The following is a 21,458-nucleotide window of genomic DNA, read 5'->3' as shown; positions in this document are numbered from 1 at the left end:
GCGATGGGGAGTCACGGGGAAGTGAGGGGTGTGACAGGGTGTTCAGAGGTCCGGCAGGAATCGGCGGCGTTGCGCCACCGATCCCCATGGCGCCGGATCAGGACTCGGCGTCGGCGTCCGCCAGATGAGTGTTGAATGCAGGCCGCGTCCCGCCCACTCGCGCAAGGAAATACAGCGCCACCCCCACCAGCATCAGCGCCCCGGCACGCAGCCAGGTTTCGGCACTTTGCTGAGTCAGCAGGATCAGGCACGACACGATCGCCAGCACCGGCACCCACGTCGGGACGCGGAAGTGGTCAGCCTCGACGGTGTCCTTGCGCAGGACCAGCACGGCGAGGTTGGTGCTGATAAACACGAACAACAGCAGCAAGACCACCGTCTCCGCCAAGGTTGCCAGTGAGCCGGTCAGGGTCAGGATGATCGCGACCACTGTCGTTGCGACAATGGCCACCCACGGCGTCCGCCGCTCAGGCAGCACGTTAGACAGCGCATTGGGCAGCAGGCCCTGGCGCGACATGCCATACGCCAGACGGCTGGACATGATCATGGTCAGCAGCGCGCCATTAGCCACGGCCACCAGCGCAATGAAAGCGAATAACTGGGGCGGAATGCCCAGATGCGACGCCTTGACCACTTCCAGCAGCGGTGCCGAGGAATGCACAAGCTGCTCGATAGGCATGACGGTGGCAGCGGCGATGCCGACGCCCATGTAGATGGCCCCGGCGATCAGCAGCGCACCGAACAACGCGCGGGGATAGACCGTGCGCACGTTGCGCACCTCCTCCGCCAGATTGGCCGAGGTCTCGAAGCCCACGAACGAATAAAACGCCAGCAACGCAGCGCCGAGCACGGCGAACGCGGGGTTGACGCCCGCCTTGAATTGCACGGCGCGTGACAGGTCCCCATCGCCGGAGCGGAAAAACCACACGGCGGCGACAATCACCAGCAGCAGGCCCGAGACTTCAATGACCGTCATCACCAGGTTGGCGGACAGCGATTCCTTGATGCCCCGCGCGTTGAGCAAGGCGATGACCACCAGGAAGATCAGCGCCACGACGTGAGGCGGCAGGTCGATGAAGGGCGCCATGTAGTCGCCGGCGAACGCCAACGACAGCCCCGCCGCGCTGGTCACCCCCGCTGCCAGCATGCAGAAGCCCACCAGAAACGAGATCAATGGCGACTTGAACGCCTTGCCGGCAAACACGGCAGAAGCGCCGGCGTGGGGATATTTGGTGACCAGTTCGGCGTAGGAGCCCGCAGTGAGCATCGCGAAGCACAGGGCGATGAGCAGCGGCACCCAGATCGCCCCGCCCACTTCACCGGCGATGGTCCCGGCCAGGGCGTAGACACCGGCGCCGAGCACGTCTCCAAGAATGAAAAGCAGGAGCATGGGGCCTGTGACCGCGCGTTTGAGTGCTCGGCCTGGCTGAGCAAGTGGTGTCGTCATGGGTTGGCTCCGAATCAGGTGGCTCTTACAGGGCTTGGTTGAAACGTGTGGATCCAGGGGTAACCGGTCCAGCCGAGGCGTAGCCGACCAAAAGCTTCCCGGCTGAAGCCGGTCCTACGGGAATTCGGTGCCGTTGCAGGACCGGCGTTAGCCGGGAATGCGGACTGATGACCCCCACCCCTCTCACTGCTTCACGCCGGCTTCCAGGTCACCGCATCTATCCCCAATCGCTCGGCCTTGGGCTTGGAGAGTTTGATGGCTCTGTCGCTCCGGTATTTGGGGATGTCGGCCACACCGGCGTCCACCGCAGCCCAGTGCCACGCCTCAGCGTTGTCCATTTGCGTGGCGCACACGTAGAACCAGCGTGGCTTGCCATGGAAAAGGTATTCGATGCGGTAGTGTTGGGTATGTTGCATGGTCTTGATCTCGTGCAGGGGTCGATTTCGTTGTTTGATTTCCATCTTGGGTGGACGACTGACTCACCGCAGGCGGGTTGAGCGACAGACTAGGGATCCGCTTGTGGCCCGGCGGATCGACTGTTGGTACCCGGCGGCGAGGGTTGGGTGGGTTGCATGATGTGGGCGCGACCGGCGGGGTCTGCCAACTGCACCGCATCGCCGTGCTGCCAGGCGTCGGCGCCCTTGAGCACCGGCTGGGCCTGAATGTCCGCGCGTTCCGAGCGTTTCTCCCGGGTATCAATACCCATGCGGCGGTTGCGCTGCTCGACCATGGCCGGGTGCGCCTGGCCGTCCGCGGTGAAGCCCATCATCAGTTGGGGCACGCCCAATGGCAGTTGCTTGTCCTGGTCGGTGTGCCAGGTGTGCCAGGTCTTGCCATAGGTATTGGCAAGTTTGGCCATCAAAGCGTGTTCGGCGGTGGCAGGAATACCGGGAGCCACCAGTTGCCCCGACTTCACCTCATGGGCATGGCTGTGCCAGAAGCGCTTCTCGCCATCGGGCAGCTTCTCGAAGAGTTGAGCGCTGATGATGTATTCAACGCCCATCAACTTGGCATCCCGAACATTGCCGTCGTAAATCACGCACTGAATGAACTCTTCACTCAACACCGAGCAATAGTGATGAGCTTCCATCTGCACGTCAGGATGACCGTTATAAAAATGAAAGCCATCCAGATACGCGTTGAGCGCTTCGATGGGCGGACGCGACTGCAGTGTCGCGGCACCCGCGTCGAGCACGCCGAGGGTTGCGCTGGTCGGCTTGCCGGGAGTCGGCACACTGGATCGAGTGTCATCACCCGCACACCCACTCAATGCACCACAGGCCAAGGTGACCGATAAGGCCAGGCTTGGTCTGAAACAGGCTAACGTCTTCTCAGGGAATGACCGCATTGAAAGTCTCCATAGTTGAGGCCTCAGGCTTTCAAGGGCGGCTTCGTGCCGCGTTATAACTGGGCGGGGAACCCATTGATCCAATCAAATGCAAATAGACCGGGGCAGACAATGCGCCGGTAAAAAGTTGACCCTGTCCCGAAGCCGTATGTTCATCCCTAATGTCAACTTTCGGGACGAGCGGCTCAGAGGCGAATCAAGACTGTTAGTTGACGCCTTATATCAATCAAAGAGATGTATTAAGTCCGGCAGCAGCCTCGAATCATTCATTCGGATAGGTGCCGCTTCAGGTCAACAAACAGCTCGCACCGCTTACCCGACACTTATCAAAGCCTCTTAACCATCGAACAGCGCGGCTCACTGGATTAGTTGTCCGTCAGTGACAGTCGACACAACCCGCTAGTTGATATCGGGGAGCCATCATGACTGCCGTCAACGAAAAACCCGGGCAACTTCGCCAGCGATCATGAGCACGTCAGTCGCTCGCCCGCCTCACCGCTTCAGTGCCCGCCCAGTCCACAGGCTCTCCAACGGCAATGCGCTCGGCCTGATCACGTCCCCGCTCAAGCCCTTGCTCGACGGTCGATTCCGACGCCGGCAGCCTGAACAGATGCTCCACCACCCTTTCCCCGTCCGCTGCGTAAACACAGACCAATACTTCGACGAAGTCGCCATTGGCCCGGGCGCGAACTTCCAGCTGACAACCATTTTCCGCCGCCTCGCTGTAGGACTCGTCGGTGAGTGTTAGTTGCACCCAGCCCTGATAGACATCACCACGATTGAACATTAAAAACTCCTGATTGGATTGATAAATAGCCGTCGCTAGTTGCACTGGCAAAACGCCCCCCGATTGACGCGGGTGACCCGCGAAAACAACGGGATGGGTTCATCGCTCGCTTCGTTAGTTCACCGTGTTTCACGGGGGCCAGTACGCTTGAACATTCATCTGATAGCGAGCGTCCAGTAGCAACCACCCAAACAGGCTGGTCCTTACAACCGTTGCAGGGTATGCACCGGCATGGCATGGGCCTGCCTGTCACTTCCAGCCCAACTGCTTCTGGATGTCACGACGATAAGGGGTGTCGATCTGGGCCGGTACCTGGCGAATGTAATCCCGGGCATGTTCGAGCTTCTCGCCGGTCAGGCTTCGCAGGTACGCCAGGGCGTCCTCGCTCGTTGGCAGGCGCCCCTCGCTACGAAAGCGCGGCGGCAGCGCTGTCCAGATCAGCGCATCGATCTGGCGCTCGCTGGCCCACTGCGCCAGCGGCCCGGTTGAAGACGCTTCCACCCGATACACGCCGATGCCGTCCTCACGCTCTTCAGGGATCTGCTCACGTTCACGCAGCGCACTGCACGCCTGCTCCAATGAATCGGTCGCCAGAACGGACCAGAGCACCCGGCATGGCGGCGCGTTCAGGCAGATGGCCGTGGCCAGCTCCCCGCCATCACCTATCCGAGAAAATTCGACCGGTAACGCCGGCCCGTCCATAAACCACTCACTGGCGAGCGGCAGTGCGTCCGGCTTCCATATCAATGAGCCCCAACCCAAACAGGCTATTACCATCGCTTTTGCATCCTTCCAGGGTGTACATGAAGTTTCTCGACGGCGGGTGTTCTTTCAGCTTCGCCACGCGCCCGTGTGTTGCGCATCTTCCGTTGGGCACGGCAACGCTGAAAAAAGTCATTTTTTTGCACAACGCCAGCGAGCCAGAGCGCTCGGCGTCTCAAGCGCTGCAGTCGCTATAGAAACCTACCCTGCCGCCGATATCCTCTAACAGTCATAACGTTCTGCAGCGCTGCAAGTTGTGGGGTTCACCGTTTTTTTCTTTTGCGCGCGTTGGGTTCCTAGTCATGAAATTCCCGTCTTTTGATCGACTGAAAACGCTGATCTGCGTCCAGCGAGACAACACGCGACTGATGGAAGCGCAATACATTGCGCTGTCCAGACAGTTGCCCATGATGTACGTCATCCTGCTGATCAACACCCTCGCCCTCGCGGCCACCCATTACGGCATCGCTCCGCTGTGGCTGACCGTCTACATCCCGCTGTTGCTGACCCTGGTAGGCACCGTACGCGCGGTCCTCTGGTGGCAGAGCCGCAGTCAGACCCTGACCACCGAGCAGATCTTCAAGAAACTGACCCGCACCAACCAGGTGACGGTGGTCATTGCGTTCGGCTTCACGATCTGGGCGCTGCTGCTGTTTCCCTACGGCGATACGTACACCAAGTCCCACGTGGCCTTCTACATGGCGATCACGGTGATCGTCTGCATCTTCTGTCTGATGCACCTGCCTTCTGCAGCGATGATGACAACGGCGGTGGTCAACATCGCCTTCGTGGCGTTTTTCGCCAGCGCCGGCAATGCCACGTACACCGCGATGGCGGCCAATGTCTTTCTCGTCTCGCTGGCGATGATCGTGGTGCTGCAGAACCACTACGGCGAGTTCACCCGGCTGGTGAACATGCAGATACGCACGGAAAAGCTCAGTGATGACAATGAACGGCTGGCCAACGAAGACAGCCTCACCGGCCTGCCCAACAGGCGAAGGTTCTTCAACCTGCTCGACCGTGAACTGAACCACGCCCGGCACGAGGACACGCGACTGGCGGTGGGGATGATCGACCTGGACGGTTTCAAGCCGATCAACGACTCCTATGGCCACGGCGTGGGCGACAAGCTGTTGCGCCAGGTCGGCCAGCGGCTGCGGGCGTTTGCCAGTGAGCAGCTGCATGTGGCCCGCCTGGGCGGCGATGAGTTCGGGCTGATCATCGTCCGGGCCGGTGATGAAAGCGACCTGATCAAACAAGGCCAGTCGCTGTGTCGCACCATGCGCCAGCCGTTCGTGATCGGTGACATTCAGGTCAGCATCAGCGCCTCCATGGGCCTCGTGGTGTTTCCGGACCTGGCGAGCACCTCGACCGAGGCCTATGAGTTCGCCGACTACGCGCTCTATACCAGCAAGCGCGAAACACCCGGCGAGCTGTGCATGTTCTCGCCCGGCCAGCATCAACGCCTCAAGCGCGACATGCTTACCGAGCAGGGACTGCGCCAGGCCAATGTCGCTGAAGAATTCACCCTGGTGTTCCAGCCGATCGTTGACATCCGAACCTCGCGCACGGTGGCGTTCGAAGCGCTGGCCCGGTGGATGAGCCCGAAGCTGGGCAACGTCGCGCCGGGCCACTTCATCGGTGTGGCCGAGCGGATTGGACTGATCCACCGCCTGACGCCACCGCTGCTTGAAAAAGCCCTGCAAGCGGCGCAGTTGTGGCCGGACGATGTCAGGCTCGCCTTCAACCTGTCGGCCCACGATTGCTCGTCGATGGAGGCAGTTGAACAGTTGATTGAGGTGATCCGTCAGAGCGGTTTCGACGCCTCGCGGCTGGACCTGGAAATCACCGAGACCGCGGTCATCAAAGACCTCGTTCAGGCGCAAAGGGCGATCAACGCGTTCCGTGAGCTGGGCTGCGGCATTTCCCTGGACGACTTCGGCACCGGATATTCAAGCCTCAGCCAGCTTCACGCCCTGCCGCTGACCAAGCTGAAGATCGACCGCTCGTTCATCACCGACATTCACCAGAACGCCGCGAGTTTCAAGATCGTTAAATCGCTGCTGGCCCTGAGCCAAGACATGGAATTGCAGTGCGTCAGTGAGGGTGTTGAAACCGACGCGGAGCTGGAGGCATTGCGGACCCTGGGCTGCACGCTGGTGCAGGGCTACCTGTTCTCACGGCCGATGCCCCTTGAGCAGACCCTGGAGTGGATCGGCTCAACGTCGAGCGCGCCTGCGGCGGCGGTCGTTCTGTGAAGGTGTTCCGGGGAGAGAACAGCGGCGCTTATCGCCGCTGAGAGGATGGCAACGAACGTTGCCGATCAGACGCTGTGCTGGACTTTCATCATGGCCAGGCCAATGAAGCGTCGCGAGTCTTCCTGAAAATCGCGGACCTGGGCGGCGAACTGCTCTTCGCGGGCGTCCTGGTGGCGCGTGCTGAAACAGATGGCAACGTCGGCGATGACCTGCGTCGTGTCGTTGAGGGTCTGGTGAAGCGTGCCCAGAATACCGACCGCATTGCGATTTGAAATTGTTACTTCTCGGTGATTGCCGGGGAGCGCCCTGCCCGCAGACGGCTGCTCGTCCGCACCCTGTCTGTCCGCAGTGCCCGCCAGGGCGTTGCCGGAAAACAGGTAATGCATGTCAACGCCAGCGTCACAGACGCGCTGAAGATAATCGGCCTTGGGTGATCGATGGCCACTTTCGTAGTGACCCTGGGCGTTAGGTTCGACGCCGCCAATTCTGGCGAACGCAATTTGCGTCAGACCAAGCCGTTTGCGTTCTTTTCTCAAACGCGTTCCAAGCTTTTCCATGAGCAAACTCCTGCTGAATTCACGCCACACGATGGAGCGGTGGGTGCAATGGGGGGCTGGAGTGCGAGCTTCCTGGGTTAGCGAAATAGCCTCGTACGGTGGGGACCCACCACTTTACAGTGTTTGCAACATTCGCGAACAAGTATTTCAGTTTTACAGCCTTTACAACGAGCCAAAGAGGTACTTAGCCAGTTTGATTATGTCCATATGAATAGCGCTGGGGACGTTGCAGATGGGGTAGATGTTTATCCCGCCAACAGCCGCATTTAACGCTTGAGAGGGTTTAAATGGCACCGGACGACGGGTTAATTGGCGACCCACGCGATGTGGGTGCATTAGCGCAGGTGCGCCAAAGATAACTAATTCGTTTGAATACGATAAACATTCAAACGAGGTAAACCTGCCTTCGCGCACTGTTTAAGAATGGGGTCTTGGATTTAAACATGTTTTAGGCAAGGTCAACGACAGGCTACTGCCTCCAGCATTTACCTCCAATTGAGAACATTTCCCGAAACCGGCCGACGATCGGTAGCGCTGTCCGACTTACCAAAATAGATCTTTTAAAACAGCAGCTTGCGGCCATATTTTTGTAATCCTAAGATGATCGTCAAACAATTTCCTATTGAAATCGGATGGATCCACTCTAAATTTGTGCAAAACGGCTTTCACCCAAACAAGAAAAGAAGTTGCGCCTGGCTCTATGAATCGGGCGGCTGGTATGACACGCCATTAACCGCGTTGTTGTAGTGCTAAAAGCGAAGAAAGGGACTGTCACATGGATAATATTGTTGTAGCCAACAAAGCAACGTCTGAACTCACTGCCAACACCTGGGGAGATCTTTCACTCAACTCACCGTCCGTTGTTCAAATGCCCGTCCCACCCAGTCAAGTTGCTTCGGTCTCCCGTAACGGGCAAGACCTTGTGGTGAACTTGAAAAATGGCGAACACATCAAAGTCGCCAACTTTTTCAACACCGCGCCTGACGGTCCCAACAGCGACATGGTGTTCCAGGGCGAAGACGGCACGCTTTGGCAGGCGCAGTACGACACCCAGTCCTTCAACGGTTTCACATTCGACGAAGTCGATTCCCTCGACCAGCTCATCGCCGACGCCGGCGTAGTGAGCGGTTCGACCCCGACGTTTGCGATTGCCGGGCTCGGCCTGTTGGGCGCCGGCGGTGCGGCCGCCGCCGGCGTTGGCGGCGGCGGTGGTGGGGGTGGCGGCGGTGGTGCTCCCGCTGACACCTCCGCGCCCCTGGCGCCGGGCAACTTGCTCGTCAGTGCAGACGGCACCCTGCTGACCGGCACCAGTGAAGCCGGCGCGACCATTCAGGTGCGCAACAACACGGGTGCCCTGCTCGGCAGCGGTGTCGTGGCGCCGGACGGGACGTTCAGTGTGACCCTGAACCCGCCGCAAACCAGCGGCCAGCCTCTGGCGGTCAGCGCCACCGACCCCGCAGGCAACGTTTCACCGACCACCCAGGCGCCAACGCCCGACACCGGCGGTGATCAGCCTGGGCCAGATACCACGGCTCCCGGCGCTCCGGCCAATCTGGCGGTCAACCCCACCGGCAGCGTGCTGACCGGCACCGGCGAAGCGGGTGCGACCATTCAGGTTCGCGCCGCCAACGGCACCCTGCTGGGCAGCGGCATCGTCGCATCTGACGGCACCTTCAGCCTCACCCTGAGCCCGGCGCAAACCGACGGCCAGTCGCTGACCGTGACAGCCACCGACGCCGCCGGCAATATCTCCGCGCCGGCTCAAGCGCTGGCACCGGACATCGATGTCACTCCGCCAGGCGACACCACGCCGCCCGATGCGCCGGCCAACCTCGCCGTCAGTGCCAACGGCACCCGGCTGACCGGTTCCGGCGAAGCGGGCGCGACCGTTCAGGTGCGTGCCGCCGACGGCACCCTGCTGGGCAGCGGCGTCGTCGCAGCTGATGGCACCTTCAGCCTCACCCTGAGCCCGGCGCAAACCGACGGCCAGTCGCTGACCGTGGCGGCGACCGACGCCGCCGGTAACGTCTCGGCGCCGGCTCAAGCGACCGCACCGGACATCGACGTTCCACCGGTCGACACCACCGCGCCCAATGCCCCGGGCAATCTCGTGGTCAGCGCAGACGGCACGCGCATCAACGGCTCCGGCGAAGCGGGCGCGACCGTTCAGGTGCGTACCGCCGACGGCACCCTGCTGGGCAGCGGCGTTGTAGCGGCAGACGGCACCTTCAGCCTCACACTCAGTCCGGCGCAAACCGACGGTCAGGCGTTGACCGTGACGGCAACCGACGCCGCCGGTAACGTCTCGGCGCCGTCTCAAGCGACCGCACCGGACATCGACGTTCCACCGGTCGACACCACCGCGCCCAACGCCCCGGGTAATCTCGTGGTCAGCGCGGACGGCACGCGCATCAACGGCTCCGGCGAAGCGGGCGCGACCATTCAGGTGCGCGCCGCCGATGGCACCCTGCTGGGCAGCGGCACGGTCGGCGCAGACGGCACGTTCAGCCTAGGCCTCAATCCGCCTCAAACCGACGGTCAGTCGCTGACCGTCAATGCGATCGATGCCGCGGGCAATGTCTCCCAGCCTGCTCAGGCCCAGGCGCCGGACATCGACGTCACTCCGCCCGGCGGGGATGTCACGCCGCCCGATGCACCTACCGGCATTGCCATCAGTGGCAACGGCGCGATCGTCAGCGGCCATGGCGAAGCCGGCAGCACCGCGAGCGTCATCGATGCCAACGGCAACGTCCTCGGGACGGCCGTTGTGGGCACCGACGGGCTGTTCAATATCACCCTGAACGCGCCGCAAACTGCCGGTCAGTCGCTGCAGGTCACCCTCACCGACGCCGCCGGCAATACCTCGCCTAACGTGCCACTGCAAGCACCGGACACCACGCCGCCAGCGGCACCCTCGGATTTCGTCCTGTCGGCTGACGGCCTGATCCTCACCGGTCGTGCCGAAGCCGGCTCTCGCGTCCTTGTGCGCAATGCGTCGGGTGCGGTCATCGGCGCCACTCGCGCCGGCCTTGACGGCACCTTCAGCGTGACCCTGGACACCGCGCAGACCAACGGCGAAAAACTCAACGTCAGTGCCACGGATGCGGCCGGCAACTCTGCCTCGGCCGAGCTGACCGCGGCCGACACAACGCCACCCGCCCAGGTCACCGATGTGGTGATCAGCGCCGACGGCACCCAGGTCTCAGGCAAAGGCGAAGCCGGCGCGACGGTCACCCTCCTCGACGCCACCGGCGCCGCAATCGGCACTGTGGTGGTCGGCGCCAACGGCACCTTCTCTACAACCCTGACACCGCCGGTCAACCCCGGTGATCAGGTGCAGGTCACCCAGACCGACGCCGCAGGCCTGCCGTCCCCCGTGCTGGTGGTCACGGCGCCTGACGGCAGTGGGCCGGCAACCCCTTCTGGTCTGGTCATCAACGCCGACGGCACCCAGCTGGCCGGCACCGCAAGTGCCGGATCGCTGGTCCAGGTGCGCGATGCCAACGGCGTGCTGCTCGGCAGTGCAACGGTTGGCAGCAACGGCAGCTTCACCGTCGTGCTCAATCCGGCCCAGGCCAACGGCGAAGTGCTCGACGTGGTCGCGGTGGACGGTCAGGGCGAAAGCTCGGTCACCGTTCCCGTCACCGCGCCCGACATCACCGGTCCTTCCGCCGCCACTGATCTCGCGGTGGCCAACAACGGACTGACCCTGACCGGCCGCGGCGAACCGGGGTCGACCGTTTCAGTGCGCGACGCCCAGGGCAATGTCATCGGCACCGGCGTAACGTCGGCGACCGGCAACTTCAGCGTCACCCTTGCTTCCGCTCAAACCAATGGTCAGGCGCTACAGGTGGTCCTGAGCGACGCCGCCGGGAACCCGTCCCTGGCGACGCCGGTCACCGCGCCGGATCTGGATGGCCCGCTGCAACCGTCGGCCATCAGCATCGATGCCAGCGGCACCACGCTGACGGGCACCGGCGAGGCCGGGTCGACGATCACCGTCACCGACGTCAACGGCAACGTGCTCGGCACCGCCGTTGCGTCTGCGAACGGCCAGTTCAGCGTGATCTTGAACAGCCCGCAGAACAACGGCCAGACCCTGCTGATTGGCGCCAGCGACAGCAGTGGCAACCCGGCCTTGCCCGTGACCTTTGTCACGCCCGACACCCAGGCGCCCGCCGCGCTGACCGGCGTTGCCCTCGACGGCGCCGGGCTGATTCTCACCGGCACCGGTGAAGCCGGTGCAACCGTGACGGTGCGTGATGCGGGCGGGAACATCATCGGCACCGGCCAGGCCGGCGCCGATGGCCGCTTTACCCTGACCCTGACAGCGGCGCAAACCGACGGCCAGCTGTTGCAAGTCACCCAGGCCGACAGCGCGGGCAACCAGTCGCTGCCGGTCCCGGTCACTGCGCCGGACCTTAGCGCACCGGCACCGGTGACCAACCTCGATCTGTCGGCCAACGGGTTGATCGTCACCGGTAACGGCCAGATCGGCGCCACTGTCACCGTCAAGGACGCCCTCGGCGCGACCCTCGGCAGTGCCGTGGTGGGCAGTGACGGACGCTTTGAAGTCACCCTGTCCAGCGCGCAGATCAACGGCCAGGCACTCAACGTCTCGCAAGTGGATGGCTCGGCCCTGGCGTCTCCGACGGTGCAACTGCAGGCAGCGGACATCCAGGCGCCCGACGCCCCGACCGGCCTCACCCTGAGCGCCAACGGCCTGACGCTGAGCGGCCAGGGCGAACCCGGCGCGACGGTCAACGTGCGGGATGCCAACGGCACGCTGCTGGGCACCGCGACGGCCAATGCCGTGACCGGTCGCTTTGACGTCACGCTCAATTCGGCCCAGGACGACGGCCAGGTGCTGTTGGTCAAACAGACCGACGCGGCGGGGAACATCTCTCCCGCGGCGTCTTTGACCGCACCTGACACCACCGCGCCCGACGCGCCGACCGGCATCACCATCAGCAATGACGGCCTGACCGTGTCCGGGACGGGCGTTGCCGGCGATACCGTTCAAGTGCGCGATGCCAGCGGGACCCTGCTGGGCTCCGCCACCGTCGCCACCAACGGCAGCTTTGCGGTGACCCTGAGTCCGGCGCAGCTGGACGGACAGGTGCTGAGCGTGACCCAGACCGACGCCAGCACCCTGCCCTCGCCCCCCGCGTCTGTCACGGCGCCCGACATCACGGCACCTCCTGCGGTCATCGACCTCACGCTCGACGGCAATGGCGTGCTGACCGGCACCACCGTGCCCGGCGGTTCGGTGAAAATCCTCGATGCCAACGGCATTCTGATCGGCAATGCCACCGCCGGGCCTGACGGCACGTTCACGTATACCCTTCAGTCCGTCCTGAGAAACGGCGAGACGGTGCAAGTGGTCGCCACCGATGGCACCAACGACGCCCTGGCGACCCCAGTGCTCGCCCCCGACACCACCCGGCCGGTCGACGTGACCAACCTGGCGATCAGCCCGGACGGCGCGAGCGTCTCCGGCATCGGCGAGCCCGGCACCACCGTTACCGTTCGCGGGCCGGGCAATGTGCTGCTCGGTACCGGCACCGTCGGCCAGGATGGCGCATTCGTCATCGGCCTCAATCCGCCTGCCGCCATCAACACCAACGTCGACGTCATCAGCACCGACGCCAGCGGCAACGCGTCCAACCCGGTTACCCTCCCAGGGCCGGACGGCACGCAGCTGGCGACTCCCAGCGACCTGGCCGTCAGCAGCGACGGTTTCATTCTCACCGGCGCCGCCACTGCGGGAAGCACGGTCAACATCCTCGACAGCAACGGCGTCAGCCTGGGCAGCGGCAGGGTCAACAGCCTCGGCCGCTTCAGCATCCTGATGCGTTTCGCTCAACTGAATGCGCAGACCTTGCACGTTGTCGCCACCGATGACGCAGGGCACACCTCGGTCACCGCACTGATTGTCGCCAACGACCTGACGGCGCCCGAAGCCCCGGCCGGGCTGACCATCAACGCCGATGGCAGCTCTGTCACCGGGCGCGGTGAAGCCGGTGCGACGGTGACCATTACAAACAGTGGCGGCACGGTGCTGGGTTCCGGGATCGTCGCGAGCAACGGCGTCTTCACCATCGCGCTGACCCCGTCCCAGCTGGATTCGCAACCCCTGACGGCGACCCAGGTCGATCAGGCGGGCAACGTTTCCCAGGCCGGCAGCATCATCGCGCCGGACCTGACGGCGCCCGACGCCGCCACGGGTCTGACCATCAACAACGTCGGCACCGTGGTCAATGGCCTCGGCGAGGCTGGGGCGACGGTGACGATCCGCGACGCCGCGGGCAACATCCTCGCCACGGGGCTGGTCAATCAGAGTGGTCAGTTCCAGGTCACCCTGCCAAACGCCGTCACCACTGGCGCGGCGCTGACCGTCACCCTGACCGACGCGGCGGGCAACGTCTCGGCCGGCACAGCCCTGACGACGGTGGACACCACACCGCCGGCCCTGCCACAGAACCTGTTGATCAGCGCCAACGGCAGCACGCTTACCGGGACCGGCGAGGCCGGTGCAACGGTGAAAGTCCTCGACGCCAGCGGCACGCTGCTGGGCACCGCGCTGGTGGCAAATGACGGCACCTTCACCGTGACCCTCGCGCCTGCGCCGAACAACGGCCAGGCTCTGGACATCAGCCAGACCGACCCGAGCGGCAACGTCTCGCCGTCGGCGAACCTGACGGCGCCGGACATCACTCCGCCTGCCGCCCTCACCCAGGTGTCGGTGAACGCCGACGGCCTGACGGTGATTGGCCGTGGCGAACCTGGCGCAACGGTATCGGTGCGCACGTCCGGGGGTGCCCTTCTGGGCACGGCGCTGGTGGCCGCCAATGGCGCGTTCAGCGTCACGCTGAGCACCGCGCAGATCAACGCCGAAGTCTTGACCGTCACCCAGGAAGACCCGCCCGGCAACGTGTCGACGGCGGTCAATGTGACGTCCGAGGACCTCACTGCGCCGGACAGCCCGACCGCCCTGCTGCTCAGCGGCAGCGGCGTGCAACTGGCGGGGAACGCCGAAGCCGGCAGCACCGTCATTGTCCGCGATGCGTCCGGCAACGTGCTGGGTTCAGGCGTCGCCGGGGCCAACGGCGTGTTCCAGGTCACTCTGTCCAGCCCGCAACTCAACGGCCAAAACCTGAGCGTCACCTCCACCGACGCGGCGGGTAATGTCTCGGTGCCCGCGGCTTATCAAGCCGCCGACACCACCGCGCCCTCGGCTGCCAGCAACCTGGCCGTCAGCGCCGATGGCCTGACCCTGGGCGGGACCGGCGAGGCCAGGGCAACGGTGGTCGTGCGCGATGCCAATGGCAACGCGCTGGGCACCGCGACTGTGGCGGCCAATGGCAGCTTTACCGTCGGGCTGAACCCGGCGGCGACCGCTGGCTCTACCCTGACCGTGATCCAGACCGACGCCGCCGGCAATCCGTCCGATGCCAGCACGGTGGTTGCTCCCGGCAATCTGGCGGAGCCTGCGCCCCTCAACCTGGCCCTCAGCGCCGACGGCCTGACCCTGAGCGGCACCGCCAACGCTGGCAGCACGGTCAGCATCCGTACCGCCTCTGGTGTGCTGCTGGGCACGGCGCTGGTCAGTGGCGACGGCACGTTCAGTGCGCAGCTCAATGCCGCGCAACTCAACGGTGAGTCGCTCTCGGCCATCGCCACGTCCAGCGACGGCATCAATTCGCTGTCCACCGGTTACCTGGCGGCGGACGTCACCGCGCCCGGGCAGCTCACCGATCTGGTGCTCAATACCAACGGCGTCACCCTGACCGGCCACGGCGAAGTGGGCGCAACGGTGACGGTGCTGGGCGCTGGCGGGGTCATCCTCGGCACCGGGCAAGTGGGCGTCGACGGCAACTTCTCGCTGACGCTGAACGCGCCGCAGATTGCCGGTCAATCCCTGAGCGTCAGCCAGACCGACGTCGCCGGTAATGAATCAGCCAGCATCGCGCTGACCGCCCGAGACCTGATTGCCCCGAATGCGCCGCTCGCCCTGGCGATGACGCCAGACGGCGCGGTGCTGTCGGGCACCGGTGAACCGGGTGCCACGGTCAATGTGTTCAACGCCAGCGGCGCCCTGATCGGTTCCGGCAGCGTGCTCATCGACGGCACCTTCCAGCTCACCCTGACCACCCCGCAAGCCAACGGCGAACTGCTGGCGGTCACCCTGACCGATGCGGCCGGGAATACGTCCCTGCCCGCCGACCTGACCTCGGTCGACACCACGGCGCCGCTCGCCCTGACCCAGCTGAACATTTCCAGCGATGGCGCGACGCTGACCGGCCGCGGTGAAGCCGGGGCGATTGTCAGGGTGACCAACAACCTCGGTGCCCTGCTGGGCACGGCAACAGTGGGCAGCACCGGGGCGTTTACCCTGGTGTTGGTCCCGGCGCTGTCCAATGCCGAAGTGCTGACGCTGGTGCAACGGGATGCCGCCGGCAACGTGTCGCCCCAGGCCAGCCTGACCACGCCGGACTTCACGCCGCCCGAACAGCTCGACAACGTGCGCATCAACGCAGCCGGCGCGGTGATTACCGGTACCGGTGAAGCCGGCGCCACTGTTACCGTCCGTGATGCCAGCGGCACCCTGCTCGGCTCAACGCTGGTGCTGACCGATGGCACGTTCAGCGTCACCCTCTCCACCCCGCAGATCAACAACCAGGTACTGAGCGTTCAGCAGGCCGATCCGCCCGGCAACGTCAGCGTGCCCGCGACGGTGATCGCGCCGGATTTGACCCCCCCGGCGGTCGCCACCAACCTGCAGTTCAATGCCTCCGGCAGTGTGCTCAGCGGCAGCGGCGAAGCGGGCGCGGTGGTGCGCATTACCCTGGCCGATGGCACGCAAGTGGGCACCGGCGCCGTGGGTGTCGATGGCAAATTCCTGATCACCTTGAACCAGCCTCAGAACGACGGTCAGCCCGTATTCGTCGTGCTCACCGACGCGGCCACCAATGCCTCGGCAGCCGGCTCCGTCGCCTCACCTGACCTGACACCGCCCGCAGCGGTCACCAACGTGCAAATCGATAACACGGGCGTGGTGGTCAGCGGTCGCGGTGAAGCAGGCGCCAGCCTGTTGATCACCGATGCCGCCGGCAACATTGTCGGCACAGGCGTGGTCGGCGTGGACGGCAATTTCGCGGTGTCGCTGTCGGTACCGCAAATCAATGGCGAGCTGCTGTCGGTGGTGCAACGTGATGCCGCGGGCAATCCGTCCGCCGGCGCCCCGGTAACGGCACCGGACACCACGCCCCCGGCGCTGCCGGTGGTGACCGCGCTGAGTGCCAACGGCCTGACGCTGACCGGCACCGGTGAAGCGGGCGCGACGGTCAAAGTGACCAGCGCGACCGGCGCCAGCCTCGGCAGCGCCACGGTGCTGGCCGACGGGACATTCAGCGTCGCGCTGAGTCCTGCCCAACTGAACGGCGAGAAGCTCAACCTGACCCAGACCGACGCGGCGACCAACGTCTCCGGCACCGTGGTCTACCAGGTTGCCGACGTGACCGATCCGGCTGCGGTGACCAACCTTTCGGTCAGCCAGGACGGGCTGACGCTGAGCGGACGCGGCGAACCCGGTGCTTCGGTGAGCGTTTCGCTGACCGGCGCAAGCGCGGGCACGCCTGCGCTGGGCACGGCCATCGTGCGCGCGGACGGCACGTTCAGCGTTTCGCTGTCGACTGCGCAGCTCAACGGTCAGTCGTTGTCGGTGGTGCAAGTCGACGCAGCGCTGAACGATTCGGCGCCGGTTCCTGTCATCGCACCGGACATCACGCCACCCGCAGTGCCGGTGTTCACCTCGCTCACCGGCAACGGCACGATCCTGCAAGGGACCGCCGAAGCCAACAGCACGGTGACCGTGCGGTCCGCCGACGGCACGTTGCTGGGCACCACGCAGACCGACGCCGGTGGACGTTACGAGGTCGGGCTGAATCCTGCGCAAACCAACGGTCAAGTCATCTCCATTACGGCAACGGACGCGGCCAACAACGCTTCCGCGCCGCTGGTTTACACCGTGCCGGACACTCAGGCACCTGATCCTGTCAGCAACCTGACGATCAGTGCCGATTATCTGCTGTTGGCGGGTCGCGGTGAAGCGGGCGCGACAGTGACCGTCAAAGACTCCCTGGGTATCACGCTCGGCATCGGACAGGTGGCTGCCAATGGCACGTTTGTGGTGGGCCTGCCTGCCGGCATCACTGCCAACGACGTCCTCACGGTCGGTCAGGCGGACGCCAGCGGCAATGCCTCCGGGACCCTCGGCCTTACCGTCCCCGTGACCCCTCCACCGAATGCGCCAACCAATCTGCTGGTCAGCGCCGACGGCCTGACGGTCACAGGCAGCGCCGCAACGGGCACCACCATCACGGTGTACAGCGCAACGGGCGTTGTGCTCGGGACGGCGGCTACCAATGCGAGCGGCACCTTCAGCGTCACACTCAATACCGCGCAAACCAACGGCGAAAGCCTGGGCGTGACGGCCAGCACCGGGGCGGGCGGCGCCTCCTTTCCGGCTGCAGTGCTGGCGGCCGACTCCACGCCGCCGGCGGCGCTCGCCGACCTTGCAGTCAATGCAACCGGCACCTTGGTGACCGGTCGTGGCGAAGCCGGGGCGACGGTGACCATCACCACTTCCGACGGCGTCACCCTGGGCACTGCGCTGGTCAATGCCGGCGGCACGTTTGGCGTCCTGTTGAGCCCGGCGCAAGCCAACGGTCAGATCCTCAACGCCTATCAGACCGACACCGCGGGCTTGCCGTCGGCCGTCCTGCCGGTCACTGCGCCCGACATCACCGCGCCCAACGCACCGGTGTCGCTGGTTCTCAATGGCGCCGGCACCGTGCTGAGCGGGATTGGCGAAGCCGGCGCGACAGTGACCGTGCGCAGCAGCCTCGGCGTCGTACTCGGGACGGCAACCGTCGCCCTGGACGGCACGTTCAACGCCAACCTGTCGGCGGCGCAACTCAATGGCCAAGTGCTGACGGTGAGTCAGCGTGACGTCGCAGGCAACATCTCGGCGCTCGCCAATGTGACTGCCGTCGACACCACACCGCCCGCCGCCCTGACCAACGTCGCGCTGAACGTCGCGGGCCTGCAGGTCAGCGGCAACGGCGAAGCCGGCGCGACCGTGCGCGTGACCAACGCAGCCAACATCGTGCTCGGCACGGCAGTGGTCAATGCGGCGGGCGGGTTCGTCGTCTCGCTCTCCAGCGCGCAATTGAATGGTCAGGTGCTGAGCGTCCAGCAAGTGGACGCGGCGAGTAACGTCTCGGTCGTCACGACGGTTAATGCCCTCGACCTTCAGGCGCCGAATGCACCGTCCGCTTTGTTGTTGGCCGGCAACGGCCTGACCCTCACCGGCAGCGGTGAAGTCGGGGCGACGGTCAACGTGTTCAATGCTGGCGGTGCGCTGCTGGGAACCACCACCGTGGGCGTTGGCGGGACGTTCAATGTCACCCTGAATGCTGCGCAACTGGACGGCCAGGCGCTGACGGTGCGTCAGGTCGACGTCGCCGGCAACGTGTCGGCTGCCGGCAGCCTTCTGGCACCGGACATCACGGCGCCGGGCGCACCTACAGCGGTGACCGTGAATGCCAGCGGTTCCGTGGTGACCGGGACCGGTGTCGCCGGTTCGACGGTGACCGTGCGCAATGCGCTGGGGGCTGTGCTCGGCACCACAACAGTGGCCGCCAACGGCAGCTTCACGGTGGCACTGAATGCCGCGCAGATCGATAACCAGGTGCTGAGCATCACTCAGGCGGATGCCGCCGGGAATGTGTCGGTGGCCGCCAGCGCTATCGCACCTGACCTGACGCCGCCTGCGGCACCGGGTGCGCTGCTGGTCAGTGTCGATGGCCTGACGGTCAGCGGCACCGGGGAAGTCGGTTCGACGGTGCAGATCAAATCCACCGGCGGCGCGGTGCTCGGGACGGGCACCGTCGGGGCCACGGGGCTGTTCAGCGTCACCCTCGCCCCTGCGCAGATCAATGGGGAAACCCTGCTGGTCAGCCTCACCGACATCAAGGGCAACCTCTCGGTGGTGGCCAACGTCACCGCGCCGGACATCGACGTCAACACCCCGGTCATCGCCAGTGACAACCTCGCCACGGCGTCGGTCACGCTGGTACCGGTGAAGACCACGCAGAACTTCGCAGACTCCTTCACCACGCTGCTGGCCGGCTTCTCCAAGGCGTTTGTGTTCACGGTCAACAGCGGTACCAGCCTTGATCCGACCCTGACGCTGACCACCGGCAGTGCGGTGTCCTTGCTCGACGGCGTGGTCTACACGCTGCAAGTGAAGAACGCCAGCGGCAATTGGGTCACGCTGGACGTCAACGGCAACGGCGGTCTGATCGACCTCGTGGCCCTGACCGGCCAGGGCGTGCGGGTGAACATCGGTGATTTGCTGGGTGGCGATTACCGGCTGGTCGTGTCGAGCACCGGCATCGGCGTGGTGACCAACGTCACCACCCAGCTGCAGCTGGACGTGACCAGCCTGACCCAGTTCAACGGGGTGGCCGGTGCCGCCGTGACCGGCAACGTCATCACTAACCCGGGCGTTGACGGCCAGGCGGACGTGACCGGCCCGGACAACGGCGCGGTGCTGCAGGTGCTGAAAAACGGCAGCTACGTCACGGCCAGCGCGGGCACCACGGTGCAAGGCCTGTACGGCACGCTGACCATCGACGCCAGCGGCAACTACAGCTACACGCCGAACGGCGCGGTCACCAGCGTCGGCAAAGTGGATGTCTTCAGTTATCAGTTGGTGCACCCGAACGGCCTCAGCGACACGGCCAATCTGTACGTGCGCATCGACAGCCCGCAGGCCACCGAGGTGTGGAGCGACAGCAGCCTGGCCAGCCCGGCGTTCCTGGTCGACGCCACCAACGACATCGCGGTCAGCGACATCACCCTGGTCAACAAGGAGGTCATCACCAACTCGACGCTGGGCAGCTTCAGCGTACCAGTGCTCGGCGGTGGCAACGGGTCGTGGAACACCAGTGTGGCGGCCGGCACCATCAGCGATCTGACGGTAGTGGTCAGCTCGAGCAACGTGGCCAGCCTGCTGGGTTCGCTGACCGTCGGCCTGTACAAGCTCAACACTGCGACCGGCCAATATGTACTGGTCAAGAGCTACGGCGGCGGTGCCCTGGCGAGCCTGGGCGGCAACAGCTACGGCATCCGCTTCGACGACCAGACGGCCGGCAGCTATCAGGTGAAAATCAGCTCCGGCGGCATCGGTGTGCTGACCACCGTCAACGCCAGCCTGATCAACGACGCCACCTACACCAATCAGTTCGTGGTCAGCAGCTACACGCCGGTGGCGGGCAATCTGCTCACCGACACCGCCGGCGGCGGCGCTGATGTGCTGGGCTCGGCGTACACCGTGCTCAATGTGCTGGCGGCCGGCAATTACGTGACGCCGGGCTACAACGGCACCACGATTGTCGGCACCTACGGCTCGTTGCTGGTGCAGGCCGACGGGCGCTACACCTACACGCTGACGCCGGGGCAGACCGATGCGGTCATCGGCCATGAGGACGTGTTCACTTACCAGCTCAAGCACCCCAACGGCACCACCGACACGGCGACGCTGACCATTGATCTGGAACAGGCCGGTGCCGCCGTCACTACCTCGTTCGCCGCGCTGTCTACCGTGGCGAACGTCGATGATCACAGCGCTACGGCCGTGGCCACCACCGGTGCCGAGCTGATTCAAGGCACGGCGGGCAACGACACGCTGGACGGGTCCCATGGCGGCGCGGTCACCCTGCAAGGCGGCGCCGGCAACGACACGCTGATCATCGCCGACCAGCATTTCGCCTCGGTCGATGGCGGTACGGGCACCGACACCCTGCTCTGGGCCGGGGGCGATGCGACCATCAATCTGGGTGATCTGCAGACCCGGATCCACAACATCGAGGTGCTGGACCTGAACCACACCAGTGCCGTCGCGCTGACCATCAGCCTGGCGGACCTGGTCTCCATTACTTCGGCCGACAACAACACGTTGATCATCAAGGGGGGCAGCGAGGACACCGTACACATGACCAACACCTGGGTCGCCGGCGGTGCGCAACAGGCCGATGGCGTCGATTACACCCAGTACACGCCGCAGGAAGATCCAACCCATCATCTGTGGGTGCAGAACGGTATTCACGTCGTTTGATCAGCCCGCCGTCTGGCGCTGCCAGCGGCGGGGTTCAACCGGCCGATTGATTGGGTCGGCCGGTTGATTCACTAAAAGGGAAGCTCTGTATTCGTACAGTAAGGAAGCCATGTG

8 protein-coding genes are annotated in these 21,458 nt (G+C 64.6%); 2 read left to right on the top strand and 6 right to left on the bottom strand.

Features of this window, described 5'->3' with window-relative positions; genetic code table 11:
• Nucleotides 1-97: 97 nt before the first annotated feature.
• The 5 genes from AC07VF_RS05005 to AC07VF_RS04985 all read right to left on the bottom strand — a co-directional run bounded on the left by AC07VF_RS05005 (nt 98) and on the right by AC07VF_RS04985 (nt 4,359).
• Entirely contained in the window at nt 98-1,447 is a 1,350-nt protein-coding gene (locus AC07VF_RS05005) for an APC family permease (RefSeq protein WP_495009773.1), read from the bottom strand.
• Nucleotides 1,448-1,638: 191 nt separating this feature from the next.
• Nucleotides 1,639-1,863, bottom strand: coding sequence for a DUF6555 family protein (locus AC07VF_RS05000; protein ID WP_282373075.1), 225 nt, complete (start codon nt 1,861-1,863; stop codon nt 1,639-1,641).
• 89 nt (nt 1,864-1,952) lie between these two features.
• A complete protein-coding gene (locus AC07VF_RS04995) occupies nt 1,953-2,795 on the bottom strand; it encodes an OBAP family protein (RefSeq protein WP_495009772.1) in 843 nt (280 codons plus the stop codon).
• Between the two features lie 475 nt (nt 2,796-3,270).
• On the bottom strand, nt 3,271-3,582 hold the full coding sequence (locus AC07VF_RS04990; protein ID WP_282373073.1) for a hypothetical protein: 312 nt from the start codon (nt 3,580-3,582) through the stop codon (nt 3,271-3,273).
• 249 nt (nt 3,583-3,831) lie between these two features.
• Entirely contained in the window at nt 3,832-4,359 is a 528-nt protein-coding gene (locus tag AC07VF_RS04985) for a hypothetical protein (RefSeq protein WP_495009771.1), read from the bottom strand.
• Nucleotides 4,360-4,646: 287 nt separating this feature from the next.
• Between AC07VF_RS04985 and AC07VF_RS04980 the strand changes: the two genes are divergently transcribed.
• A complete protein-coding gene (locus tag AC07VF_RS04980; RefSeq protein ID WP_192172232.1) occupies nt 4,647-6,602 on the top strand; it encodes a putative bifunctional diguanylate cyclase/phosphodiesterase in 1,956 nt (651 codons plus the stop codon).
• A 65-nt stretch (nt 6,603-6,667) separates the two neighbouring features.
• Here AC07VF_RS04980 and AC07VF_RS04975 read toward each other — a convergent pair whose 3' ends face one another.
• Nucleotides 6,668-7,159, bottom strand: a complete 492-nt coding sequence (locus tag AC07VF_RS04975; protein WP_495009770.1) for a helix-turn-helix domain-containing protein — start codon at nt 7,157-7,159, stop codon at nt 6,668-6,670.
• 775 nt (nt 7,160-7,934) lie between these two features.
• On the opposite strand from AC07VF_RS04975, the gene AC07VF_RS04970 reads away from it, so the two are divergent.
• Nucleotides 7,935-21,344, top strand: coding sequence for a BapA/Bap/LapF family large adhesin (locus AC07VF_RS04970; protein WP_495009769.1), 13,410 nt, complete (start codon nt 7,935-7,937; stop codon nt 21,342-21,344).
• Nucleotides 21,345-21,458: the final 114 nt, after the last annotated feature.

The sequence above is a fragment of the Pseudomonas sp. GW821-FHT02H06 genome (genome assembly GCF_059421525.1).
Note: the sequence above shows the minus strand (reverse complement) of the source record. Positions and strands in the feature narration are given on the sequence as shown.

What these genes read in the sequence shown, in the direction of transcription:
- AC07VF_RS04980 (WP_192172232.1), top strand. Translation starts at nt 4,647, where the DNA reads ATGAAATTCCCGTCTTTTGATCGACTGAAAACGCTGATCTGCGTCCAG.
- AC07VF_RS05005 (WP_495009773.1), bottom strand. Translation starts at nt 1,447, where the DNA reads ATGACGACACCACTTGCTCAGCCAGGCCGAGCACTCAAACGCGCGGTC.
- AC07VF_RS05000 (WP_282373075.1), bottom strand. Translation starts at nt 1,863, where the DNA reads ATGCAACATACCCAACACTACCGCATCGAATACCTTTTCCATGGCAAG.
- AC07VF_RS04990 (WP_282373073.1), bottom strand. Translation starts at nt 3,582, where the DNA reads ATGTTCAATCGTGGTGATGTCTATCAGGGCTGGGTGCAACTAACACTC.
- AC07VF_RS04985 (WP_495009771.1), bottom strand. Translation starts at nt 4,359, where the DNA reads ATGGTAATAGCCTGTTTGGGTTGGGGCTCATTGATATGGAAGCCGGAC.
- AC07VF_RS04995 (WP_495009772.1), bottom strand. Translation starts at nt 2,795, where the DNA reads ATGCGGTCATTCCCTGAGAAGACGTTAGCCTGTTTCAGACCAAGCCTG.
- AC07VF_RS04975 (WP_495009770.1), bottom strand. Translation starts at nt 7,159, where the DNA reads ATGGAAAAGCTTGGAACGCGTTTGAGAAAAGAACGCAAACGGCTTGGT.
- AC07VF_RS04970 (WP_495009769.1), top strand. Translation starts at nt 7,935, where the DNA reads ATGGATAATATTGTTGTAGCCAACAAAGCAACGTCTGAACTCACTGCC.